At 69.1% G+C, this 22,505-nt stretch carries 23 protein-coding genes; 8 read left to right on the top strand and 15 right to left on the bottom strand.

All coding sequences use genetic code 11. The features are described 5' to 3' along the window. The first annotated feature begins 68 nt into the window (after window positions 1-68). Window positions 69-836 (top strand): siderophore-interacting protein, encoded by a 768-nt coding sequence (locus ACFVWL_RS11085; protein WP_387182364.1) that lies wholly within the window; start codon window positions 69-71, stop codon window positions 834-836. Between the two features lie 69 nt (window positions 837-905). On the opposite strand, the gene ACFVWL_RS11080 is transcribed toward ACFVWL_RS11085, so the two are convergent. Continuing rightward, window positions 906-1,445 (bottom strand): MOSC domain-containing protein, encoded by a 540-nt coding sequence (locus ACFVWL_RS11080; RefSeq protein WP_387182361.1) that lies wholly within the window; start codon window positions 1,443-1,445, stop codon window positions 906-908. Between the two features lie 87 nt (window positions 1,446-1,532). Between ACFVWL_RS11080 and ACFVWL_RS11075 the strand changes: the two genes are divergently transcribed. From ACFVWL_RS11075 to ACFVWL_RS11060, 4 genes are all read left to right on the top strand, one after another. Then, window positions 1,533-1,937, top strand: coding sequence for a VOC family protein (locus ACFVWL_RS11075; RefSeq protein WP_387182359.1), 405 nt, complete (start codon window positions 1,533-1,535; stop codon window positions 1,935-1,937). Between the two features lie 274 nt (window positions 1,938-2,211). After that, window positions 2,212-3,381: an RtcB family protein gene (locus ACFVWL_RS11070; protein WP_387182356.1), complete on the top strand. Its 1,170-nt coding sequence runs from the start codon at window positions 2,212-2,214 to the stop codon at window positions 3,379-3,381. A gap of 195 nt (window positions 3,382-3,576) precedes the next feature. Next, entirely contained in the window at window positions 3,577-3,855 is a 279-nt protein-coding gene (locus tag ACFVWL_RS11065; protein WP_387182354.1) for a hypothetical protein, read from the top strand. Window positions 3,856-3,860: 5 nt separating this feature from the next. After that, on the top strand, window positions 3,861-4,685 hold the full coding sequence (locus tag ACFVWL_RS11060; protein WP_387182352.1) for an acyl-CoA thioester hydrolase/BAAT C-terminal domain-containing protein: 825 nt from the start codon (window positions 3,861-3,863) through the stop codon (window positions 4,683-4,685). Between the two features lie 3 nt (window positions 4,686-4,688). Here ACFVWL_RS11060 and ACFVWL_RS11055 read toward each other — a convergent pair whose 3' ends face one another. Both ACFVWL_RS11055 and ACFVWL_RS11050 read right to left on the bottom strand, forming a co-directional pair. Then, complete coding sequence (locus ACFVWL_RS11055) at window positions 4,689-6,149, bottom strand: MFS transporter (protein ID WP_387182349.1); 1,461 nt, start codon at window positions 6,147-6,149, stop codon at window positions 4,689-4,691. Between the two features lie 55 nt (window positions 6,150-6,204). Continuing rightward, window positions 6,205-7,554 (bottom strand): M20/M25/M40 family metallo-hydrolase, encoded by a 1,350-nt coding sequence (locus tag ACFVWL_RS11050; protein WP_387182347.1) that lies wholly within the window; start codon window positions 7,552-7,554, stop codon window positions 6,205-6,207. 106 nt (window positions 7,555-7,660) lie between these two features. Here ACFVWL_RS11050 and ACFVWL_RS11045 point away from each other — a divergent pair, with 106 nt between their 5' ends. From ACFVWL_RS11045 to ACFVWL_RS11035, 3 genes are all read left to right on the top strand, one after another. Next, window positions 7,661-8,413, top strand: a complete 753-nt coding sequence (locus tag ACFVWL_RS11045; protein WP_387182345.1) for an SDR family oxidoreductase — start codon at window positions 7,661-7,663, stop codon at window positions 8,411-8,413. 172 nt (window positions 8,414-8,585) lie between these two features. After that, complete coding sequence (locus tag ACFVWL_RS11040) at window positions 8,586-8,852, top strand: glutaredoxin family protein (RefSeq protein ID WP_387182343.1); 267 nt, start codon at window positions 8,586-8,588, stop codon at window positions 8,850-8,852. Between the two features lie 119 nt (window positions 8,853-8,971). Next, window positions 8,972-9,385: a VOC family protein gene (locus ACFVWL_RS11035; RefSeq protein ID WP_387182340.1), complete on the top strand. Its 414-nt coding sequence runs from the start codon at window positions 8,972-8,974 to the stop codon at window positions 9,383-9,385. 12 nt (window positions 9,386-9,397) lie between these two features. Here ACFVWL_RS11035 and ACFVWL_RS11030 read toward each other — a convergent pair whose 3' ends face one another. From ACFVWL_RS11030 to ACFVWL_RS10975, 12 genes are all read right to left on the bottom strand, one after another. Continuing rightward, window positions 9,398-10,912 (bottom strand): PucR family transcriptional regulator, encoded by a 1,515-nt coding sequence (locus ACFVWL_RS11030; RefSeq protein ID WP_387182338.1) that lies wholly within the window; start codon window positions 10,910-10,912, stop codon window positions 9,398-9,400. Further along, a complete protein-coding gene (locus ACFVWL_RS11025; RefSeq protein WP_387182336.1) occupies window positions 10,909-11,937 on the bottom strand; it encodes a DUF917 family protein in 1,029 nt (342 codons plus the stop codon). The genes ACFVWL_RS11030 and ACFVWL_RS11025 overlap by 4 nt, the downstream gene beginning before the upstream one ends. Before the next feature lie 10 nt (window positions 11,938-11,947). Beyond that, window positions 11,948-13,066, bottom strand: coding sequence for a DUF917 domain-containing protein (locus ACFVWL_RS11020; RefSeq protein ID WP_387182333.1), 1,119 nt, complete (start codon window positions 13,064-13,066; stop codon window positions 11,948-11,950). Continuing rightward, entirely contained in the window at window positions 13,063-14,163 is a 1,101-nt protein-coding gene (locus ACFVWL_RS11015; protein WP_387182330.1) for a DUF917 domain-containing protein, read from the bottom strand. The genes ACFVWL_RS11020 and ACFVWL_RS11015 overlap by 4 nt, the downstream gene beginning before the upstream one ends. 1 nt (window position 14,164) lies before the next feature. Further along, entirely contained in the window at window positions 14,165-15,712 is a 1,548-nt protein-coding gene (locus ACFVWL_RS11010; RefSeq protein WP_387182327.1) for a hydantoinase/oxoprolinase N-terminal domain-containing protein, read from the bottom strand. Between the two features lie 39 nt (window positions 15,713-15,751). Beyond that, on the bottom strand, window positions 15,752-17,089 hold the full coding sequence (locus ACFVWL_RS11005; RefSeq protein WP_387182324.1) for a purine-cytosine permease family protein: 1,338 nt from the start codon (window positions 17,087-17,089) through the stop codon (window positions 15,752-15,754). A 215-nt stretch (window positions 17,090-17,304) separates the two neighbouring features. Next, entirely contained in the window at window positions 17,305-18,708 is a 1,404-nt protein-coding gene (thrC, locus tag ACFVWL_RS11000) for a threonine synthase (RefSeq protein ID WP_387182321.1), read from the bottom strand. A gap of 104 nt (window positions 18,709-18,812) precedes the next feature. Beyond that, window positions 18,813-19,319, bottom strand: a complete 507-nt coding sequence (locus ACFVWL_RS10995) for a methylated-DNA--[protein]-cysteine S-methyltransferase (protein ID WP_387182319.1) — start codon at window positions 19,317-19,319, stop codon at window positions 18,813-18,815. Between the two features lie 96 nt (window positions 19,320-19,415). Next, window positions 19,416-19,562 (bottom strand): hypothetical protein, encoded by a 147-nt coding sequence (locus ACFVWL_RS10990; protein WP_387182316.1) that lies wholly within the window; start codon window positions 19,560-19,562, stop codon window positions 19,416-19,418. A gap of 100 nt (window positions 19,563-19,662) precedes the next feature. Next, the gene (locus tag ACFVWL_RS10985) at window positions 19,663-20,427 is read right to left on the bottom strand and encodes a ribosomal RNA small subunit methyltransferase A (RefSeq protein ID WP_387182313.1); all 765 of its coding nucleotides are present in this window, start codon (window positions 20,425-20,427) and stop codon (window positions 19,663-19,665) included. Window positions 20,428-20,651: 224 nt separating this feature from the next. Continuing rightward, window positions 20,652-21,254, bottom strand: coding sequence for a response regulator (locus ACFVWL_RS10980; RefSeq protein WP_387182310.1), 603 nt, complete (start codon window positions 21,252-21,254; stop codon window positions 20,652-20,654). Then, complete coding sequence (locus ACFVWL_RS10975; protein WP_387182308.1) at window positions 21,251-22,453, bottom strand: sensor histidine kinase; 1,203 nt, start codon at window positions 22,451-22,453, stop codon at window positions 21,251-21,253. The genes ACFVWL_RS10980 and ACFVWL_RS10975 overlap by 4 nt, the downstream gene beginning before the upstream one ends. Between the last annotated feature and the right edge of the window lie 52 nt (window positions 22,454-22,505).

Here is a 22,505-nt window from a genome sequence, read left to right as displayed (position 1 = left end):
GCTGTGGGCGCCGGAAGACGAGCGGGTGGATGACCTTCACCTCGTCATATTTAGGTTAGCCTTACTTTATGAGCGATACGAAATCCGGTTTCTCGATCGAGCGTCGCGGCCTCGAGCTGCGCTTCCGCAACGTCACACTGAGTGCCCGCGAATGGCTGGCCCCGGACTTCGTGCGCGTGCGGCTGACCGGCTCGGACCTCGCCGGATTCGATTCCCTCGGCTCCGACGACCACATGCGCCTGTTCTTCCCTGCGGCTCCCACGAACTCGGTCGAGGAGCTGCGCGCGTCCCCGAGCCGCGAGTACACCCCGCTCGCGTGGGGCGAGGACTGGCTCGACGTCGAATTCGCGGTGCATGGCGACCAGGGCGTCGCAGCTCCGTGGGCGGCGACTGCACCGCTCGGATCCTCCATCGGCGTCGGCGGACCCCGCGGGTCGGCCGTGTTGGTCGGCGAACCCGGGTCCTGGCTGCTGGTCGGCGATGAGACCGCGATCCCGGCCATCCGCCGCTTCGCCGCGCTCATCCCCGCAGGCGCCCCGACACGCATCGTGGTGGAGACCGTCAACCAGGGCCGCGAGATCGACATCGATGCCCCGGTCGACGTCGAGTGGCTGCACCGCGGCCAGGAGCCTTCCGGCTCCGCCCTCATCGCCTTCCTCGAGACGCTGACCTCCGACGACGCGACCGGGCCCGACCCGTTCGTCTTCATCGCCGCCGAGCAGTCGATCGTCAAGCCGGGCCGGGCACTGCTCGAGCGCTGGGGCGTCGACACCGCGAAGGCCGTCGTGAAGGGCTACTGGAAGCGCGGCGAAGCCGAGTACCACGCGCCGCACTAGTGTGCGTGTGCTCGTCGGTGCGCACGGCGAGCTCTCAGGGCGCAGACGTGCCGCGCCTCCGGGCCGCGATCACACGCGCGTGAGGGGAAAGTGCGGTGTCGGCGGCAGCTCGACCTCGATCGTGTCTCCGGCGGTCACGGGTCCGCCGCGGGAGACGATACCCATGACCCCGGCCAGTCGGACGACTCGGCCCTCATCATCGGTCTTGACCAATCGCTTGAGCAGGCCGGATTGAAAATCGTTGATCTGCTGGCACGGGTTGCGCAGGCCCGTGATCGTCACCACCGCATCGCCGAAGCGCAGTCGAGCGCCGACGGGAAGTGCCAGCAGGTCGACATCCCGAGTCGTGATGTTCTCGCCGAGTTGACCGGGCTCGACGCCGTGCCCGCTCGCGCGCAGGTCGTCGAACAGCTCTTCGTGGATCAGGTGCACCTGTCGCAGGTTCGGCTGTGACGGGTCTGCAGCTACCCGTGAGCGGTGCTGCACAGTTGCGCCGCAGTGCGCGTCTCCTTCGACACCGAGCCCCTCGAGGAGCGTGATCGACTCACGCGGCAGCTTGCTGAAGGTGTGCGAGGCGTGGGAATGGACAGCGACGACCTGAGGAGCCATGCCTCCATCGTTCCATGAGACATCGGACTCTCGACCAGCATCGACGCGCCCTGGTGCGACGTCGGCCGTTGCTGGAAGACTCGGCACATGGCTCTTCTGGATCACCTGGGCATCACCGTCGACGACCTCGAGCGCGGCCGGGCGCAGTTCCACCCCGTCCTCACCGCGCTCGGATACCAGAGCGGTGGTGCGAACGACCATTCGATCTCGTGGAACAACGGCGACGAGACCGAGATCATCCTCTACACCTGGGATGAGGACTCCGCCCCGCACCGTCATGGCCGCATCGGCTGGCAGCACATCGCCTTCGCGGTGCCGACGCGCGAACAGGTCGAGCACCTGCACGCCGTCGCGGTCGACGCCGGGTGGACGCCCGTCCGCGAGCCCAAGGAGTACCCGCGCTACTCGGAGCGCTACTACGCCTCGTTCGTCGAGGACGCCGACGGCATCCGGGTCGAGTTCATGTACAACCCGCCCCGCGAGACGGCTTGACTCCCGGGCGTGTCACCTCCTAGGGTTGCAAAGCTGTGCCGATCGGCGCAGCACGCCAGCCGAGGAGTCGACGGATGACCGCCCAGCGGAACCTTCCCATCGCAACGGTATTGCCGCTTCAGCAGAAGCGCAATGACCGCTACGAGTCGTACCCTCCGGCGCGCGCCGTGTGACAGCATCCGCTCTCGCAACGCCCCGCACCGTCAGGTCCGGGGCGTTTTCCGTTGGAGAGACCCCTGACCTGTGGCTGAACACCACCACAAGGAAAGGAATCATGGAGAGGCTCTCCGCACGGCTGCTGTCGTGGGCGTCGCTGATCGACGAGAAGACACTCGATCAGGCGCACACCACGGCCCGCATGCCGTTCATCCACCCGCACCTGGCGCTGATGCCGGATGCGCATCTCGGCAAGGGGGCGACGGTCGGCTCGGTCATCCCGACGCTCGGCGCGATCATCCCCGCAGCCGTCGGCGTCGACATCGGCTGCGGCATGATCGCCGTCCGCACGCAGTTCACGAGGAGCGACTTCGAAGGTCGCGCCCTCGCCGAGCTGAGGGAGCAGATCGAGCGCGCCATCCCGCTGTCGGCCGGCCGGTACAACAACAAGGTCGTCGCGACCGCCGAGCCCCGCATCGCGGAGCTCGAGGAGCTCGCCGAGAAGAACGGTTTCGACCCTGAGAAGTATGCCGGGAACTGGCGGCTCCAGCTGGGAACGCTCGGCTCGGGCAACCACTTCATCGAGGTGTCGATCGACGAGCTCGACCGGGTCTGGCTGTTCCTGCACTCAGGGTCCCGTGGGGTCGGCAACAAGATCGCCGGGCACCACATCGGTGTCGCGCAGCGGCTCGCCAAGCAGTGGTGGATCGACCTCCCCGACCCCGACCTGGCGTACCTGGTCGAGGGCACACCGGAGTTCACGCGATACATCCGGGAGCTGCGGTGGGCCCAGCACTTCGCCCTGTTGAACCGGGAGGAGATGATGGATCGTGTCGTGCGGCAGGTCTCCGAGTTCCTCGGCAGCCCCGTCGACGAGCAGGAGCGGATCAACTGCCACCACAACTTCACCGAGTCGGAGAAGCACTACGGCACGCAGGTGTGGGTGTCACGGAAGGGTGCGATCCAGGCGGATGCCGGCAGGCCAGGGCTCATCCCCGGCTCGATGGGCACAGCCTCGTACGTGGTCGAGGGGCTCGGCGACCCGCAGTCGCTGAACTCCTCACCACACGGCGCCGGACGGGAGTACTCCCGGTCGGCGGCGCGGAAGACGTTCACGCACGATCAGCTCCGGGAGGCGATGACGGGCATCGAGTTCCGTGACACCGACGCCTTCATCGACGAGATCCCGCAGGCATACAAGCCGATCGACCAGGTGATGGCGGATGCCGCGAGCCTCGTGTCGATCCGGCACACCCTGCGGCAGATCGTCAACGTGAAGGGCGACTGAGCAGGACCGGGCGGTGGGCTCCCACCGCCCGGTCTCCTGGACGCCCCGACCTGCCGCGTCATCCGCCGACGCCGACCTGCCCTCCACAGACGCGCACGAAAGCGTGTTGCCCCCATCGTCCGTGCAACCGATATCTTCGCCCTCCGCGCTCTGGCAGGCTTGCCGAATCGATGCGACGATGACGGAGTGGGATTCATGAATGACGCGCAGATCTGGACCATGATCGGGTCGTTCACCGTGCTGATGTTCAGTACGCTCACCGTCGTCTCGACCCTGTTCATCCGTATCGTCCGCAGCGAGATCGGCGGCCTCCGGAACGAGATGAACGGACAGATCGGCGGCCTCCGGAACGAGATGAACGCACGATTCGATGCGGTGAACACCCGGTTCGATGCGGTGAACACCCGCATCGACGGTCTCGACCGCGACGTGCAGGCCATTGTGAAGCGCACGTTCGGGCTCGATCGGGAATGATGGCGGTGCCGGGACGCAGCAGAACCTCGATCGACCGGGCAGACTCGTCCGACGCCTTCCCTGAAGTCGCCTGCGGCACTGCCGTACTGCTCCTCGCCGGCTCCAGCGGGCGCGTCGAGACCGAGCGCGCGGAGCTGCTGGCACGGCACGGAGCCCGAGTCCGCGCCATCCGCTGGTTCGGCGGCATCGGCCAGCGCCCGGCGCCGCACGAGGTGCCGATCGAGATGTTCATCGATCAGCTGGACCTGCTGCGACTCGAGGCCGATCGCGTCGCGATCTTCGGAACGTCGTTCGGGGCGGAAGCGGCGCTGGTGACCGCGTCACTTCACCCGGTCGACGCGACGATCGCCGTCGCTCCGTCGTCCGTCGTCTGGGCGGGGATCGCAGACGAAAACTGGTCGTCGCACTGGACCCACCGAGGTGCTCCCCTCCCCGCAGTGACCTTCGATCCCACCTGGTCGCCATCGACCGAGCCGCCCGAGTACCGGTCGCTGTACGAGTCGAGCCTCGCCCGCGACCCGGAAGGCGCCGCCGCGGCAGCGATCCACGCGGAAGACATCGCCGGAGTCGTCGTCCTGGTCGCCGGAGGCGATGACCGCGTGTGGCCGAGTGACCGATTCGCCGCAGAGATCGCCGAGCGCCGCAGGGTGCACGGACGGGAGGCGACGGTGGTCACTCATCCCGCCGCCGGACACCGCATGGTCCTGCCCAGCGAGTCGGTGGCGGTCGGAGGTGTGACGATGGCGCGCGGAGGCTCGCCCTCCGCCGACGCGGCACTCGGCGCTCTCGCGTGGCCGCAGATCGTGCACGCCCTCGGCCTGCGGGCCTGAGGATCAGAGCGCCGGGGCGGCCACGGTCTCGACGGAACGGTCGGTGAACGCGGTCTTCGGGACGAACACGAGGATCACGGCGGCGATCAGCGCGGTCACTCCGCAGACGATCCACACCGTGAAGTAGCCGGCGAGCGATCCGGCAGTGCCCTCGCTCGCACCAGCAGTCGACGCGACGCCGTGCAGAAGCGCGATGCCGAACACGCACGAGGCGATCGCGCCGCCCACGGTCTTGACCGAATTGGTCAGCCCCGTCGCGACGCCGGTCTGCGTGGCCGGAGCCGCGGATGCCGCTGCCGCGGGGAGCGCCGCGACCAGTGCTCCGGACCCGAGGCCGACGACCACCATGTTCGTGATGACCTGCGCGTAGGTGTCGTGGAACGGGAGGAAGAGGAGGAAGCCGAGGCCGACCAGCACGGACGCCCCCATCAGCGTCACCCGCGGAGTCGCCTTCCGAGCGATGGTCGGGAACAGCAGTGCACCCGCGATCATGGCGATCAGATAGACGCCGATGATCAGCGACGTCGCGAAGCCGCTCGTGCCGAGACCGTAGCCGTAGACCTCCGGATCGGTACGCGCGAACGTCGACAGCGGGGCCTGCGCGCCGAGCACACTGACTCCGAAGAGTCCGGCGGTGAGGAACACCGGGCCGAGCGCGGGTGAGCGGAACATGCGCACATCGATCAGCGGGTCATCGCAGCGGAGCTCCCAGACCACGAACGGGATCACCAGCAGGACGCCGAGGACCACCACCGCCCAGGACCACGGGTTCACCAGACCGCCCTCGAGGCGGAGCAGGCTGAGACCACCGGTGAAGCAGACGAGGGCGAGGGAGATGAGCACGAGGCCGACCGTGTCGAAGATGCCACCCGTCGGCTCAGGCGACTCCTCGACGCCGAACAGGATCACGAAGAAGCACACCACGATCAGGACGGCCGGGATCAGCAGCACGACCGTGAGCGGGAGGACATCGATGAGGGCACCGCCGACGAGCGCGCCGATGATCGCTCCGCCTTCGAGGGCGGCGACGAGGAGGCCGGCGGCCTTGGCGGTGATCGACGAACGGCCCTCCATCCGACGCGAGCGCGACCAGATCAACGCGATCTCCAGCGGAAGCCAGACCACGTAGAAGCCCATCAGCGCCCACGCCGCGAGGAAGACGGGGAACGAATCCGTGAAGGGCAGCACCAGGGCGGCCGCTGCGGTGACCGCGGTCGAGATCAGCAGCATCCGCTTGTGCCCGACCATGTCGCCGAGCTTCGCGAACGCCGGGACGACGAGCGCCGACAGCATCAGCTGCGTGCCCTCGAGCCAGTTCACGTCGGCGTCGTGGATCCCGAGGTGACGGGCGATGTCGGTGAGCATCGGGGTGTAGTACCCCTGCAGCACGCCACTCGTGAACTCCACGAAGGCGAGGAAGCCGACGACCGCGGCGAGGGTGCCCAAGGTGCGGGTGCGCGTCATCGCGTCTCCTGCTTCTGCGTCGGGTCCCCCGGCACGGTCCGAGGGGAGGGTGAGATCACCCTAGCCGTTCGAGCAGCACCCGATGGAATCGCTCTCCGCGCTCCAGGGCGGCGATCTCGACGCTCTCATCCACACCGTGGATCGAGGCGCGCTGCGCGTTCGACATGTCCAACGGCGCGAAGCGGTACACGGCCGGAGAGAAGCGGTGGAAGTGCCGAGAGTCGGTGGCCGCCATCATCACGTACGGCACGGCGGGAACGCCGGGGAATGCCACGTCGAGCGCCTCGGCGAGGAGGGCGAACTGCGCGTTGTCGGTCGGCGACTCCGGCGACGGCTCGCTCGCCTCGACGACCTCCACGGCGACGAGCGGATCGCGGATGCGGCGGCGCACCCGGAACACGGTCTGCTGCGTCGTCTCCCCGAGCGCGATGCGCAGGTTGACGGTGGCGGATGCCTGCGACGGCAGCACGTTCGCCGCGGTGCCGCCGGACTGCATGGTCGGAGCGACGGTGGTGCGCACGAGGGCCGCCGGTTCGCCGCCGAGCGCGGCGAAGACCTGCGCGGTCAGCAGCGGCGCCGATCCGAGGAGCCGCAGCAGGTGCCGGGCAGGTCCCGGAGTCTGCGCGGCCAGTTGCGACAGCATCCGCTGGATCGCCTTCGACGCGCGGGGACGGAACGTGGTGGGACCGAGTCGGTCCACGGCCCTGGCGACGCGTCGAACCGCCGTCAGCGAGGGCGGCGCGGAGGCGTGCCCGCCGTCGCCGCGCGCGGACAGGCGCAGCGTCATCACACCCTTCTCGCCGACCCCGATCATCGCTGCTCGACCAGGAACGAAGGGCAGGGGTGCGTCGACGACGGCCCCGCCCTCATCGACCACGAGCCACGGGACGACGCCGCGGTCGCGCAGCACCCGAGCGATCTCCTCGGCTGCGCGTCCGTAGGTCTCCTCGTTCCCTCCGAACGAGAGGTACACGTCACGGGACGGGACGAAGCCGTCGGCGAGCAGATTCTCGACCGCCTCGAGGATCACGATCAGCGGGCCCTTGTCGTCGAGGGCACCTCGTCCGTAGACCGAGCCGTCGGAGATCACCCCGGCGAAGGGCGGGTGGGTCCAGGCGTCGCTCTCGTCGACGGGGACGACGTCGTAGTGCGCCATCAGGACGACGGGTTCATCGGACGCCCCGCCGCTCCCCCGCCAATGGAACAGCAGCCCGAAGTCGGTGTGCCGTTCGAGGCGCAGCTTCTCGTGCGTCAGCGGGTAGAGCTCGGCGATCAGCGCGACGAACTCCTCGAACGGAGCCGGGCCGCGTTCGTCGAGCTCGGCCGAGACCGTCGGGATCCGGATCATCTGCGAAAGCCGCTCGGCGATGTCAGGGCGCACGGTCGATGTGGTCACAGTCGCCATCGTACCCAGCGTGGGCGTCATGCCCGCGGGTAAGCCGACATCTCACGAGGCGGTCGACGGCATCCCCGAAGAGGAGAAGGATGTACCGAGACGAAGGAGAACACATATGAGGATCGCCGTCGCAGGAGGAACCGGGACGGTCGGTCGGCACACCGTCGAGGCGGTGCGCCGAGCGGGGCACGACGCGGTCGTCCTCAGCCGATCGCAGGGAGTCGACCTGGTGACCGGAAAGGGTCTGGACTATGCCCTGGCCGGTGCCGACGCGGTGATCGACGTCGCGAGCATCGAGACTCTCAAGGCGAGCGCCGCCATCGAGTTCTTCACCGCTGCGACCGGAAACCTCGTCTCAGCGGCGGCGAATGCGGGGGTCACACAGATCGTGCTGCTGTCGATCGTCGGGATCGACCGCATTCCCTATGACTACTACGCCGGCAAGATCGCCCAGGAGAAGGTCGTCGGGGCGTCGCGCGTGCCGTGGACGATCCTGCGGGCCACGCAGTTCCATGAGTTCGCGGAGCAGATGTTCGAACGCGCGAAGCTGGGACCGATACACGTCGCCCCGAACGCGCGTACACAACCCGTGGCCGCGAGCGAAGTGGGCGCGCGTCTCGCAGCACTCGCCATTGCCGATCCGCAGGGACGCGTGCGTGACCTCGCCGGCCCTCGGGAAGAGCAGTTGTCCGACATGGTGCGCGCGTTCGCGCGGCGGACGGGATTCCGCGGATGGATACCGAGACTCAACGTGCCGGGGCCGCAGATGGCCGGCATGAGAGCGGGGCATGCTCTCCCCGGTCCTGACGCCGATCTCGGACGCCAGACCTTCACCGAATGGCTCGCCGCGCGCTCGACCGCGACGTAGGCGCCCTCATGAAGCACACGTTCGGCCTCGACCGAGGGCGGTGTCCTGATGCGACGCCGACCGCGCGTGCGGCGTGCGGTCACCGGACCACGCCCCGCCGTCCTGCGGGAACAGGGCAAGGCGGATGAAGGTTGCATCCGTGGTGGCGCGAGGTGCGTCGGAGGAGGTGCGCATGGAACTGACCCTGGTGTCGTCGTCGTTCTGCGGCGCCTGCGCGCGTACGCGGGCAGTGCTCACCGAGGCGGCGCGATTCCTCCCTGATGCGACGGTCACCGAGATCGACGTCGCTCAGGATCCGGATGCCGCCGACAAGCTCGACATCGGGTTCACGCCGACGGTGATCGTCCGTGATTCAGCCGGTGCCGAAGTCTTCCGTGCCGCCGGTGTCCCGACCGTCCCCCAGGTGCTCACGGCCGCAGTCAGGGCGCTCCCGGCCTGACCCCGCTGCCCCGCCTCGTCGCCCTCCGTCGCCCCCCCTCTTGCGGACCCCACGACCCCGGCGCAGACTGAGCCTCAGCGGTACCGGTCGTGACCCTTTCGCACACTCCTGGAGTCTTCATGCCTGCTCTCAACCCGTATCTCTCCTTCCGCACCGAGGCCAGGGAGGCGATGGAGTTCTATCAGAGCGTCCTCGGCGGCGACCTCGTGATCAACACCTTCGGCGAGTTCCCCGACATGGTGCAGGATCCGAGCCAGAAGGATCTCGTCATGCACGCGCAGTTGGACACTCCGGAGGGTCTCGTGCTGATGGGGTCCGACTCCCCCGACGGCATGCCGTATGAGAAACCGCAGGGGTTCTCGGTCTCGCTGAGCGGCAACACGGCGGCCACCACCCGGACCGTGTGGGACAGGCTCTCCGACGGGGCGACGATCACGATGCCCCTCGATGTCCCGCCGTGGGGCGGCCTCTTCGGGATGCTCATCGACCGGTTCGGCATCCCGTGGATGCTGCACGGCGACCCGGAGGAGTGAGGCTCGTCGGGGTCAGCTCACCCGCACCGCGCGACACGCGAGATGCAGGGCGAGGCGCGCCTCCGGATCGGACATGTCGATCCCGAGGAGTTCCTGCACACGGCGGATCCGCACGGCCACGGTGTTGCGGTGCACGCCCAGGGCCGTGGCTGTCGCGGCGATGCCCGACTCGTGGTCGAGATACGCGGAGAGGGTGGTGAGCAACTCGCCCCCTCCGTCGCGCAACGGCGCGAGCAGCGACTCCGCAGCCGGGACGAACGTGTCGTTACCGGTCCAGGCCAGCAGAAGCTGCTCCAGACCGAGGCTGTCGACGCGCACGAACCATCCTGTCGCGGAGCGTGAAGCCGCGATGCGCGCCGCATCCCCCGCCTCGTCGAGGGTGGTGGCGAGGCCTTCCGGTCCCCCCTGCACCGAGCCGATACCGGTCGCGACCGCGAAGTCGCGCAGCGCGGCCAGGTGAAGTTCGCGCAGAGCGGCGACGGCTCTCTCCACCCGATCCGGGTCAGGCGACTCGGGGAAGGTCAACCACCCGCTCAGCCCTCGACCGGCGGTCGTCGCGTGCGCCTCGCCGTCGATGGCGCTGAGTCCGGCGCTGACCGTGCGCAGCAGGGAGAAGGAATCGAGTCGTCCTCTCGCGACCATCCGGAACCCGAGGTGGTGTCCGCCGGTGCGCCAGCCGCGCTCGACCATGCGTCGCTCGACATCGGCGTCGGGCGCGCCATGCAGGTCGACGAAGTCGCGCAGCAGTCCGGAAGAGACGGCGACGTCGTTCACCGCCGCCACCTCGTCGATCAGGATGCGCGCCGCGACCGCGGGCATCGCGACCTCGGCGGCGACCGAGAGCGACTGCACCTGCGCCTCACCGAGGCCCTGCCCGAAGAGCACGAGCCGCAGACCGCTGCGCCCCGGACTGTCCACGCGCACCGACGCGGCTGCGGCATCTCCGCTGCTCGCCCGGTCGAGCCATGAGTCGAACCCGATCGCGGCGTGCAGCCGCTCGTCGAGATGAGCGCCTGCCTCCTGCAGCACTCCCGACGAATCGATCAGAGCGGCACCGACGCCGAGGTTCGCCGCGATGTGACCGAGAAGGTCTGCCAGGTCATCGGCGGCGTACTCGAACGACTGGGCCACCTTGCGCACCTGGCTGAGGGTGAGCGCATCGCGCGCCTCGAGCAGCATCCAGCAGGCCTTCGCGAGCTGGATCGGACGGTCGACGTCCAGCAGGCACAGACCGATCCGGTCCGCGAGGCGGAACGCGCCCGCATCGAACGAGGCGGCCCCCGAGAGGGCGAGTCCCGTGTACCCGCGGTCGCGCAACCGACGCAGCAGCGCGTCCTGCTGCCAGGTCGACGTCGGGGCGGACGCCGTGACGATCGCGAGCAGGTCGGCGCCGCCCTCGGTCAGCTCTGCCTCGCCGGCCCCCACCGCCACGGCTTCCCAGGCCATGCCGGCAGGCCCTGCGACACGTCGGAGGCCGCCGTTCTCGGCGTGGGCGAGCAGCGCACTCAACTGCAGCTTCTCGTTCACGCCGCGTCCAGATCATCGAGACCGTAGGCGGAGGGCAGCACCTTTGAACGTCGGTCGGGCCGGGCGTTCCACCATTCGGGTGCCGGGACGGCGAGGACCGCGACGTTTCGCGCGAGTCGGAGCTCGGTCACCTCGAGAATCTCTCGCGATATCGCATCGACGACCACGATGATCGTCGGGGCGGACGCCACCAGACGGCCGTCGGTGAGCACGGCCAGAGTCTCGGAGCGGCTGACCACCCGGTGAACCGCCCCGGCGAGACCGCTGATCTCCACCGCGTTCACGTGCGGGTCTTGGGCCGACGAGGAGACGGAGACGATGCGCCCCTCGGCGAGGAGCTCCGCCCCCAGTGCATCGGCGAGCAGAGGAAGCGGAGCGGTCGCGGCGCCGAGATAGGCCCTGCCGAGCTCGAGCGCGTGGGCGAGGTGCCCGCCGATCGCGTGCTCTCTCAAGTCGCCGACGGTGAAGCCGCCCAGCACGGCGCAGCCGACCCCGCCCGCCTGGATGATCGCCGACCGCACGACCCTTTCGGCATCGATCGCCCGGTGCGCCTCGACGAGTGCGACCCCGTCGGCACCGGTGTCGCACGCGAACACGAGGCCGGGGACGCGATCCACGAACAGCGACATCTGGTCGAGCCCCGGCACGGCGCGGCCGGTGCAATCCGCGTCGACCACGACGTGCGTCCCGGACAGCGTCAGCGGCGCGAGGCCGTTCATGCCGCCGCCCTCGAGGGAGCAGACCGCGGGAACCGGATGACCGATCCACCGTTCGACGGCGCTGAGGAGCCGGGCGAAGGGATCCGTGCCCGGAAGCCGCTCCTCCAGGAGCATGGTCGAGCCGACGAAGGCGACCCCGAGACAGGGCGTGGCCGGGTCGAGCGCCGAGATCGGCGAGACCTCGATCGGCCACCCCCTGGCTCCGGCGAGCATCAGCTCGAGCATGGTCGTCGACCCGCCGCCGCCGGAGCCGAGCAGGGCATAGCCGCGGGCGAGCGCCGTGAGGTCGTCCCGCTGCAGCATCATGCGCTCCAGCCTAGGGAGAAACGTCCTCACCCGCGGCCAGCGTCTCGAGCGGAACGAACTCCGCCGTGAGGCCGAACGCGGACGGACCGAATGCGGCGAGCGCGTCGGGTGTGCGCATCATCTCCGGGGTGGAGATCCCGAGCACCCGCACACGCTGCCCATAGCGGAGGCCCTCCGTCGTGATCGGCTCGGCCGTCTCGTGATCGACCACGCAGATCAGATCCGGCACGATCGCCACGAGCGTCTCGCCGCGGTGTGCGATGAGGTTCTCGTTCTGGAACGAGATCTCGAACGTGTCGCCCTCGTCCGCCCCCTGCGGCGCGATGACCGCACGCCCCTTCGCAAAGCCCTCGGTCGTGCGCCGCTCGACGTCGATGACCTTGCCGACGCAGAGCTCGCGCAGGTGCGGGTAAAGGGTGGCCGAGAGCGTCTGAGCGATCGCCTCGAACGGGGAACGGTGCTCTTCGCGGGCGATCCGGATAGCGCGACCGAGCGCGAGAGCCATGGAGATCGTGCGCGGAACGGCCGTGCGTCGCACGTCGGCTCCGGTCATCGCGTACTCGGCGATGTGTCCGACGCCACCGAGACGGATCGTGATGCCGCGGGCGAGCCACTCCATCTGCCGGTCGTCGTCACCCGTGTCGATCACGACCCTCTCCCCCCGCTCTCCCGCGAGCGCGAGGGGCGACCCGTGCACGCCGTACACAGCGAAGGTCTCCATCGACAGTTCAGGGAAGGCCCGACCCATACCGTCGGCATCGACCACCGGCAGCCCGGTCTCGGCCGCGACGATGAGCGGGATCATCGAGTTGATGCCGCCGCACTCGATCGGCATGGTGGCATCAGCTTTCCGCCCGAGATGCTCCTCGAGGGTCCGCAGGGCCAGGGTGGGCTCCGTGCCGGCGGGGATCTTCTCGATCATCACGGTGGGCGCGCCCATCTGCGCGGTCGGGATCACGAACAGGTCGTCGGCGAGCTCGTCCGGGTCGAGGATCGTGATGCTCCCCTCCCCCAGCACGCGCTCGACGAGCATCTTGCCGATGTACGGATCGCCTCCACCCCCGGTGCCGAGCAGGGTCGCGCCGCGGGCGAGGTCGGGGAGGTCTGCGGCGGTGAGTTGCCAGCTCATGCCGCAGCTCCCGCCGGGACGGCTCCGGCGGAGATGCTGCCATCGAACCGATGTGCAGGCATGTCGTAGCCGAAGTAGCCGGGGCCGACCATCGCGAGCGCCGCCTCCGAGTGCCAGCGCTCATCGGCGGGGGCTGCGATCACCCGCACCCGCTGCCCGTAGCGCAGCGCCTCGGTCGTGATCGGCTCGCCGGACTCGCCGTCGAGCACCATGATCAGGTCGGGAGTGGTGGCGAGGACATCCCCGTCGGCCTCGGCCACCAGATGCTCGTTCTGGAACTGCAGAGTCAGCGTCGCACCGGCGTCTGCGTCGATGCGCGCACGTCCGCGGGCGAAGCCGGTCGTGGTGGCCCGGTGCACGTCGACGACCTTGCCGTCGAAGAGTTCGCGCCCGCCCAGGAGGGCGACGACCGCGTCGACGGGGTCGGTCTTCTCGTCGCGCGCGGTGGCGATGTGCTGACCGATCTCGATACAGCGAGAGAGCGAGCCCGAGACGAGGGATTCCCGCGCAGCGGTGCCCGACATCGAGAATCCCGAGATCATGACCGAACAGCCCATCTCGACGCAGGCCACGCGGGCGATGCGTTCGGTCCAGGAGTTGTCGACCGTCTGCAGTACCCCGGTGTTGCCCTTCTCATCGCTGAACGCGAGGGGTGATGCGGTCACGCCGTACAACGTCGGGAGCACCATCTGCAGCTCGGGGAACGCACGTCCCATGCCGTCGGCGTCGACCAGCGGAAGACCGAGGGCTGCGGCCGCAGCGATCGGGATGGTCGAGTTGACTCCACCGACCTCTGCGCAGGCGATGTGCGTGATCGGACGGCCGAGGTGCACGCTGAGCGCCTTGACCGGCTCGACGACCTCGGCAAGACTCGGCAGCTTCTCGACCATGACGGTCGGTGCTCCCATCATCGCGACGAACAGCACGAGCGCGTCGTCGGGCACTTCGTCCAGGCCCACCACGGTGACGTCGCCGGCAGTCAGCGCCTGACGAGCGAGGAGCGCACCGATGTACGGGTCTCCACCGCCGCCGGTGCCGAGCACGGCGGCGCCGCGGGCGAGTCCGTCGATGTGGGCGGGAGTGATGGTCCAGCTCATGTCACGCTCCCATGTCGAGGTCGCCGACGGCCTTCACGCGGATGCGCGTCGCGTTGCCGGGAAGGTACGGGATGGGCACCTCGTCGAAGTCGATGATCGACACGGTCGAGGGCTTGGCGCCCGCCGCGATCGCCTTGTCGACTGCCTCTGCCCGTACCTCGGCGATCGTCTCGTCTCGACGACCGGGTTCGATCGCGTAGACCTTGTCGATCTCGCCGCCGACCTGCGCGATCGAGGCGCCGATGGCGTTCGCCACCGCGTAGTTCTCGGGGCGATGCACTGTGCCGAACAACGGCAGTTCGTCGGGGAGCAGGATGGATCCACCGCCGACCGCGACCACCGCGATGGGCTCGGGCGACGTCCGCATGCGGTCGACGGCCTCGGAGACGCGCTCGGCGATGCGGGCGAGCACTCGTGCGACGAACACCGGGTCGAGGTGTGCGACCTTGCTCGGATCGCCCACCTGTGCACGTCCGGCCGCGACCGCGATGTCCGTGGCGGTCAGGGTCGATCCGCCGAAGACCAGTGCCTCCGTGGTCAGCATGTAGCCGACCGAAGCCGGTCCGACTTCAGCTGTCTCCTCGTCGACGATGCTGCCGCCGCCGATGCCGAGCGAGAGCACATCGGGCATCCGGAAGTTCGTGCGGATGCCCGCGACCTTCACCTCGTTCGCCGTCTCACGCGGGAAGCCGTTGATCAGCAGCCCGATGTCGGCCGTGGTGCCGCCCACATCGATCACCGCGCAGTCGTCGAGGCCGCTCGTGGCCGCTGCCCCGCGCATCGAGTTGGTCGGACCGGAAGCGAAGGTCGCGACCGGGTAGCGGCGCACGTACTCCTCGTCCATGAGCGTGCCGTCATTCTGGCTGAGGAAGATCGGCGCCTCGATGCCCTGGGCGCGCACGGCCGAGGTGAGTCCATCGACGATCTCCGATGCGAGCTCCCGCAGGGCGGCGTTGATGATGGTGGCGTTCTCGCGCTCCAGGAGCCCGATGCGTCCGATCTCGTGGGACAGCGAGATGGCGGCATCCGCCCCCAGCACCTCCGCGACGATCTCCGCCGCCCGCACCTCGAGGTCATGGTTGACCGGGCTGAACACCGAGGAGATGGCGACCGAGCGGATGCCGTGCGCTTTCATGTCCTCGGCGTGCGCCCGGATCTCGTCGGGGTCGAGAGGCGAGATGGGCCGACCATCGAACTCGTAGCCGCCGTGGGCGAGATAGCTGCGGGCCTGCGTGGCCTCGACGAGCACCTCGGGCCAATCGATCAGCGGCGGCAGCGCGCGCGTCGCGGGGAGACCGAGCCGCAGAGCCGCGACCGGGGCCAGACGGCTGGCCTGCACGAGCGCGTTGATGAAGTGCGTCGTGCCGATCATGACGGCATCGATGTCGGCGCCCTCGAACGTGTGCCCATCGCGCAGGTCCTCGATCGCCTGGATGATGCCGCTGGTGACGTCCGAGGTGGTCGAGTGCTTCACTCCCGCCAGCGTGCGGGTGCCGTCCATGAGGACTGCGTCGGTGTTGGTGCCGCCGACGTCGATGCCGATGTGCATGATTCTCGCTTTCCTGTGGGGATGTCTGTCTCGGGGGGCTCAGGCCGCTGCTGCTTCTTCGACCGGGGTCGCCTGTCGCGTGGTTGCGACGCCGACACCGCGCACCCAGCCGAGCTTGCCCGCCACGATGTACAGCGCCATCGAGAGGAAGAGGCTGAGCAGCGACGGGATGCCCCACGTGACGAAGTAGCCGACCAGCGCGGAGACCAGCCACACGACGATCGTCGCCGGGACGATGCGCGGAGCGGTCGCGGGGAGGGTACCGGCTTCGCGGGTCGCATCGAGGTCGGGACGCCAACGGCGCACCACGTAGTACTCGGCGACCATGATGCCGGCGATCGGCGGGAACGCGACGCTCAGCACGATCAGGAACTCGGTGAACTGTCCGAGGATGCCGACCGCGGCGAGGATGGAACCCACGATGCCCAGCACGATCGTCGTGGTGACGCGGTGCAGGTTCTTGCCGAACGCGGTGGAGATGAAGTTCACGAGCCCGAGTGTCGAGGAGTACAGGTTCCAGTCGTTGATCTTCAGGGTGCCGGTGAGCACGATGAACAGTCCGATGAAGCCGACCGACGAGGTCACGATCGCGACGATGTCGCCCGTGGCGGCCGCATGGGCCAGCAGCACGCCGGCGAGACCGATCACGAACTCTCCGAGGGAGACGCCGAGGACGGTCTGCTTGATGACGTCGGCACGCGAGCGGTTGAAGCGGGTCATGTCACCCGTGATGATCGCACCGACGATGAGGCCACCCGCGACGATGCCGGTTCCGGCCCAGACGCTCATGGTGGGGCCGGGAGCGGGGCCCGTGAGCAGCTCGCCGATGTCGTGACGGCTCAGCTCGGTGATGACCGACCAGCCGACCAGGATGAGGAACAGGGGAACGGTGATGTTCGCGAGCCACTGCATCCCGACGAAGCCGAATGCCACGATCGCGGTGACGGCGAGCCCGAAGATGAGGCTCCAGGCCCAGACCGGCAGGGCGCCGGGCATGAGGGCGTCGAGGGACTGCGCCGAGATGGCCGACTGGATGCCGAACCAGCCGATCAGGCTGATGCCGATCGCGAGGCCGACCAGGGACGCTCCGATCTCGCCGAAGCCGGTCCAGCGTGCGAGGAGGGCGGTGTTGAGGCCCTCGCGCTGGCCGATGAACCCGACGACGCACATGATCACCTCGAGGATGAGCGAGCCGAAGAGGAAGGCGAGGACGGCCTCGCCGAAAGTCATGCTGTAACCGAGGGTTGCGCCGAGGAGGAACTGCGAGAGGGCCGAGACCTGACCGAATCGCTGCACGGCGATTCCGAACCAGGGTCTGCGGGCCTCGGGAGTCACTCGGGAGAGCGCGAAGTCGTCTGCGTGCGCCGTGCGTGCCATGAGGATCCTTCGGGAGGAGGAACGGGTTGTGCGCCACAGTAGCGACGCAGAACAAGGCACCGGTATGTGCAATTCGCACGAGCATCCTTACCTAATGTGCATGTCGCACAAGATGGAGGCGGCGCTCACGTTCACGGTCAACGCCGAGACCCACCCCTGCCGATGTCGGCGGGAGTGGGTCTCGGGTCGGGGCGCGGAGCTCGGCTGCCGCAGGGTCAGTGCAGCGCGTTCGTCTCGATGAAGGCGCGAAGGGCGTTCTCGTCGTCACCCATCTCGGTCACGTGCTGGGGCGCATCGAGCATCTCCTGCAGCTCCGGCGCATAGCCGAGCTCGACGCCGATGGCCTCATGGATCGTCTCGGCGAACTTCTCGGGCTTGGCCGTCTCGAGCACGAGCATCGGCACACCGGGCTCGACGTACTCGCGGGCGACCTTGACCCCGTCGGCCGTGTGCGGGTCGATGACCTCGCCCGTCGTCTCGTACACCGAACGGATGGTCGCGAGGCGGTCCTCGTGGGTCGAGGTGCCGCTGACGATGCCGAACTCTTCGAGGAAGCGCTCCTGCTCGGCGGAGAAGTCGAAGTGTCCCTGCGCCTCGAGATCGTCCCACGCCCCCACGACGCGGGCGGGGTCGCGGCCGACCAACTCGAAGATGAAGCGCTCCAGGTTCGACGCCTTGGAGATGTCCATCGAGGGGCTCGAGGTCGCGAGCGTCTGAGCAGCGCTGCGCGGACGGTAGACGCCGGTGCGGAAGAACTCGTCGAGCACGTTGTTCTCGTTCGCGGCGAGCACGAGGCGGCGAATCGGCAGCCCCATCTGCTTCGCGAAGAACCCCGACAGGATGTTGCCGAAGTTGCCCGACGGCACGGTGAACGACAATTCGGTCCAGCCGCCGGCGTCGGTCGCACGCAACCAGGCCCAGAAGTAGTAGACGGTCTGCGCCGTGATGCGCGCGAGGTTGATGGAGTTCACCGCTCCCAAGTGCTGAGCGCGCTTGAAGTCGAGGTCGCCGGCGAGCTTCTTCACGAGGTTCTGGCAGTCGTCGAAGACGCCCTCGACCGCGATGTTGTGCACGTTCGCGTCGTCGAGCGAGAACATCTGCGCGCGCTGGAAGGCACTCATGCGCCCCTGCGGCGAGAGCATGAACACCGCGACCCGCTCCTTGCCGCGCAGAGCGTGCTCGGCCGCCGAACCGGTGTCGCCCGAGGTGGCGCCGAGGATGTTGAGCACCGCGTCGTTGCGCTCCAGCGTGTACTCGAGCACCTGGCCGAGGAACTGCATGGCCATGTCCTTGAACGCGAGCGTCGGGCCTTCGGAGAGCCCGACCAGGGTCAGCTCGTCATCGATCGCCCGCAGCGGCACCACACCGTCGGGGAAGTCGGCGTAAGCCGCATCCGTCATGCGCGCCAGGTCTGCGCGCGGGATGTCTGTCGCGAACAGACCGAGCACCTCGGTCGCCAGCTGCGGGTAGGTCAGCGCACGCCAGCGCTCGAGCGTCTCGCCGTCGACGGTCGGCATGACCTCGGGCACCGCCAGTCCGCCGTCGGGCGCGAGGCCCTCCAACAGCGTCTCGCTGAACGACTGCGGCTGCATGCCGCCGCGGGTGGAGATGAACTGCACGTTGGCTCCTCGGCTCGGGACTCGGCCCGTCCATTCTCGCAGGGTGTTCGCTTCCGCGATGACGCGATGACGGAGGCGGCGACGCCCGCTCAGAAACGAGCGACTCAGAACAGGGAGGTCGGAAGGACCCCTTCGTGCTCCAGCAACCAGCGCTTGGTCTCGAGCCCGTGTCCCTCATCGCCGCCCGAGTACCCGCCGAGCCCATCGCCCGCGACGACCCGGTGGCAGGGAACGATCAAAGGCACCGGATTCGCTCCCATGATCGAGCCGATCCCGCGAGCGGGAACCTCGGTGCCGCTGCGCGCGGCGAGCCCGCCATAGGTGATCGTCTCACCATGCACGACCGTCTCGTGAAGCGCCGTGAGCACCGCCCGCGTCGCCGGGGTCTGGGCGCCGAGGTCGACCGGCACGTCGAAACGATGCAGCGTGCCATCGAAGTAGGCGGCGAGTTGCGTGAGCGCCTCGGCGAGCAGCGGATCGGCGGCCGGTTCGGACGCGGCGAGGCTGCCCTCCGGGGGCGTGGAACGCCACGCGACGCGCGTGACCGCCGTACCGTCGCTGACGACGCCGATGACACCGACCGGGGTCGCGAGGGTTCCGAAGGCGGACATGCGTCGAGGGTACCTCCGACCTCGGACAGGGCGCCGTGGCGCGGTCCGCGCAGCCGACGGGTATGGCGCCACTGTGCGCAAGGGGCGGACCGGACGCTACGAGCGCGCGGGGGCGACCTCGCGCTCGGCATCGGCGAAGAGTCGGTCGACCAGCTCTGCGAGCGCACGACGACCACGCTCGGTGCGCGACTCGGCATCGAGCCGACCCGCTTCCCGGGCGACCACACCGGATTCGTCTATCATCCCGCGGAGTTCGCGGCCCGTCTGCGCGAGGTGCTCGCACGCTGAGGACCGTGACGACCGAGGCCGTCGAGCGCACGCACAGCCCGACGGCTTCGGCACATCATCCCCGCGAGACGTGATGCCAGAGCGCGGCCCAGTGCTCCGGACGCAGATCGCGCGGAAGGCGCCGCTCCCCCGCTCCGACGTCCGCCACCGCAAGCCGCGCCCGAGCCATCGGGATACGCGCGGCTGTCGCCACGACCGCGGGCAGGCTGCTTCCTCGCCCCGTGAACATCGCCCCGACGAACGCGTCGTACGCCCGCCGATCGGAGACAGGCACGAGCGGAGAACCGCGGCGGGTGATCGCGAGCAGGCCGCCGTCGACGCTCGGCTGCGGTCGGAAGCCCCAGGCGGGCACCCTCCCCTCGAGGGAGAACTCGAACCACGGGGCCGACTGCGCGGTCATCATGGTGCCGCCTCCGACACCTGCCCGCTTGCGCGCCACCTCCCACTGCGTCAGGAGCACGGCGTCGTTCCAGCGCCCGCGTGACAGCAGTCGCCGCATGATCGGGGTCGTGACGTGGAAGGGGATGTTCCCGACGACGACCTCGGCATCGAGCGGGTGGCGTGTGGCATCGGCGACCTCCACCTGCACGCCGGGAAGCGCCCGTCGCAGTCGGTGTACGCGGTGCTCGTCGACGTCGATCGCGGTGAGTGGCCTCCCCAGCTCTGCAAGGGCGCGGGTCAGGGCGCCGTCACCGCAACCGAGTTCGAGGATCGAGCCCGAGGTTCGTCGCACGAGCGCGGTGATGCGGGCGAGGGTGGGACGGTGGGTGAGGAAGTTCTGGCCGAGTTCGTGACGGCCGCCATGGGTTGAACGAGGCATGAGTGCGCTCCAGAAGAAGAATCGGAGCACCTCGGAGGAGGGAGGACGCAAAGAGGCGTCGGTGAGGACTGCCCGTCCCGAGGTGCGATGACATCTCGGTGGACGGCGCGCAGATGCGTGCGGTGAGCGAGCGCGCCGTCAGGCGCGGCGGTCGCGGATCGCGTAGATGCGCCCCATCATGGGCGCTGCGCATATTGTTCCCATGCCTGCCAGCATATCGGCCGTCAGATCCAGCCGCGCTCCTCGGCGATGAGCACCGCCTGCTGACGCGTGCCGACCGAGAGCTTTCCCAAGATGACGGAGATGTGATTGCGCACGGTCCCGGGGGCAAGGGAGAGTGCCCGCGCGATCTGCCCCGTCGTCTCCCCGCGACGACCGGCCCGCAGCACGTCGAGCTCACGATCGGTGAGCGGGGAGCGCTCGTCGCTCAGGGCGTCGGCCGCGATCTCCGGGTCGACGTAGCGGGCACCCGCTGCGACGCGGCGGATGACGGCGGCGACCTCGTCGGCACCGCGCGACTTCGGCAGGAAACCGGAGACGCCCGAGGCCAAGGCACGGCGCAGCACCCCGGGACGGGCATGACGGGTGACGACCACGCAGCGCGTCGCGATCGACCTGTTCAGCTTCTCCGCGACCTGCACGCCATCGAGGCCCGGCATCTCCAGGTCCAGCAGACACACGTCGGGCTGCAGCCGCAGCGCCTCGGCGACCGCTTGCTCGCCGTCCGCGCACTCCGCGATGACCTCGATGTCGGGCTCCAGCCGCAACAACGCGGCGAGCGCAGATCGGATCATCGCCTCGTCGTCGGCGAGCAGCACCCGGATCATCGGGTCTGCTCCGACCGTGCGGGGACCGTCACGACCACGACGAACTCGTCGGCGTCCCGACGCACCTCGAGCGTGCCGTCGACCTCTTCGACGCGCCGCCGCACGCCGTCCAATCCGGACCCGTCATGCTCGTCGGCCGCGCCGGGCACGACGTCGTTGGCGATCTCGTATCGCCACGTGTTCGCGACGCGCGTGAGCACGAGGCGTGCGCGTGCCCCGCCGCCGTGGCGCAGCACGTTGGTCGTCGTCTCACGGATGACCGGGCCGAGGGCGGATGCCGGTGCGGAGTCGGCATCCGCATCGATCGCGGCGTCCACCTCGAGCCCGGCCGCGGTCAACAGGTCGCGGGCGTTGGCGAGTTCGTCCCCCAACGGCACGGAGCGGAATCGCGTGGCGAGGTCTCGGGTTCCCTGTCGCGCGTCGTCGACGCTCACTCGCGCGGCGCGCAGCTGCTCCATCCCCGCATCCGGATCGGACGGCAGCAGACGTTCCGCCAGCTCCAACTGCAACGCGATGACCTGGAGGTGGTGTCCCTGCAGGTCGTGCACGTCGGTGGCCACGCGCAGACGCTCCTGTGTCGCGGCGAGCTTCGCCTCGGACGCACGGGCCCGATCGAGGGTTACCAGCACGTCCCACCACCACAGCGAGCTCACGGTCATCACGGGGAAGAGTGCGGTGTAGATGACGGCCACCCACCACGCGAGCACCGCCCCGAAGGAGTGGGCGGATGAGTCGACGAGGGCCAGCACCAGCAGGAGCAGCGTTCCCGCCACGACGACGCGGATGCGGATACCTCGCGGCCAGTTCAGGAGCACCACCGACTGGACGATCGGCATCGCCGCGAGCTGCCAGCTTCCGGCGAGCGCCCCGGCGGCGGCGCCGTACGCGACGGCGACGAGGAGGGGGACGGCGATGCGACCCCAGCGGAATCCCGGCGCCGCGTCGACACGGTGGCGGTAGTCGAACAGGAGCAACGCCGTCGATGCGCACCACACCAGGCCGCCGACGGCGACCACGAGGATCAGCGGACCGCTCTGACCCTGAGCGGCGAGGATGCCCGTCCACGCGAAGACCAGCATGATCTGGAGGAACATCACGGCGGTCACGGTGTACCACCACGTCGCCGTGATGCCGCGAGACAGCTGTCGCGCCCCCGGACTCAGTTCGACGGGGGCGAGGGGCTCGGCGCGGCTGCTCACGCTCCCCACGATAGGGCCGTGACAGTTGTCACGGATGCGTCAGGCGATCCAC

Source organism: Microbacterium sp. NPDC058269 (assembly GCF_042881445.1).
In the GTDB taxonomy this organism is placed as follows: Bacteria; Actinomycetota; Actinomycetes; order Actinomycetales; family Microbacteriaceae; genus Microbacterium.
Note: the sequence above shows the minus strand (reverse complement) of the source record. Positions and strands in the feature narration are given on the sequence as shown.

What these genes read in the sequence shown, in the direction of transcription:
- ACFVWL_RS11085 (WP_387182364.1), top strand. Translation starts at nt 69, where the DNA reads ATGAGCGATACGAAATCCGGTTTCTCGATCGAGCGTCGCGGCCTCGAG.
- ACFVWL_RS11080 (WP_387182361.1), bottom strand. Translation starts at nt 1,445, where the DNA reads ATGGCTCCTCAGGTCGTCGCTGTCCATTCCCACGCCTCGCACACCTTC.
- ACFVWL_RS11075 (WP_387182359.1), top strand. Translation starts at nt 1,533, where the DNA reads ATGGCTCTTCTGGATCACCTGGGCATCACCGTCGACGACCTCGAGCGC.
- ACFVWL_RS11070 (WP_387182356.1), top strand. Translation starts at nt 2,212, where the DNA reads ATGGAGAGGCTCTCCGCACGGCTGCTGTCGTGGGCGTCGCTGATCGAC.
- ACFVWL_RS11065 (WP_387182354.1), top strand. Translation starts at nt 3,577, where the DNA reads ATGAATGACGCGCAGATCTGGACCATGATCGGGTCGTTCACCGTGCTG.
- ACFVWL_RS11055 (WP_387182349.1), bottom strand. Translation starts at nt 6,149, where the DNA reads ATGACGCGCACCCGCACCTTGGGCACCCTCGCCGCGGTCGTCGGCTTC.
- ACFVWL_RS11050 (WP_387182347.1), bottom strand. Translation starts at nt 7,554, where the DNA reads ATGGCGACTGTGACCACATCGACCGTGCGCCCTGACATCGCCGAGCGG.
- ACFVWL_RS11045 (WP_387182345.1), top strand. Translation starts at nt 7,661, where the DNA reads ATGAGGATCGCCGTCGCAGGAGGAACCGGGACGGTCGGTCGGCACACC.
- ACFVWL_RS11040 (WP_387182343.1), top strand. Translation starts at nt 8,586, where the DNA reads ATGGAACTGACCCTGGTGTCGTCGTCGTTCTGCGGCGCCTGCGCGCGT.
- ACFVWL_RS11035 (WP_387182340.1), top strand. Translation starts at nt 8,972, where the DNA reads ATGCCTGCTCTCAACCCGTATCTCTCCTTCCGCACCGAGGCCAGGGAG.
- ACFVWL_RS11025 (WP_387182336.1), bottom strand. Translation starts at nt 11,937, where the DNA reads ATGATGCTGCAGCGGGACGACCTCACGGCGCTCGCCCGCGGCTATGCC.
- ACFVWL_RS11020 (WP_387182333.1), bottom strand. Translation starts at nt 13,066, where the DNA reads ATGAGCTGGCAACTCACCGCCGCAGACCTCCCCGACCTCGCCCGCGGC.
- ACFVWL_RS11015 (WP_387182330.1), bottom strand. Translation starts at nt 14,163, where the DNA reads ATGAGCTGGACCATCACTCCCGCCCACATCGACGGACTCGCCCGCGGC.
- ACFVWL_RS11010 (WP_387182327.1), bottom strand. Translation starts at nt 15,712, where the DNA reads ATGCACATCGGCATCGACGTCGGCGGCACCAACACCGACGCAGTCCTC.
- ACFVWL_RS11005 (WP_387182324.1), bottom strand. Translation starts at nt 17,089, where the DNA reads ATGGCACGCACGGCGCACGCAGACGACTTCGCGCTCTCCCGAGTGACT.
- ACFVWL_RS10995 (WP_387182319.1), bottom strand. Translation starts at nt 19,319, where the DNA reads ATGTCCGCCTTCGGAACCCTCGCGACCCCGGTCGGTGTCATCGGCGTC.
- ACFVWL_RS10990 (WP_387182316.1), bottom strand. Translation starts at nt 19,562, where the DNA reads ATGATAGACGAATCCGGTGTGGTCGCCCGGGAAGCGGGTCGGCTCGAT.
- ACFVWL_RS10985 (WP_387182313.1), bottom strand. Translation starts at nt 20,427, where the DNA reads ATGCCTCGTTCAACCCATGGCGGCCGTCACGAACTCGGCCAGAACTTC.
- ACFVWL_RS10980 (WP_387182310.1), bottom strand. Translation starts at nt 21,254, where the DNA reads ATGATCCGGGTGCTGCTCGCCGACGACGAGGCGATGATCCGATCTGCG.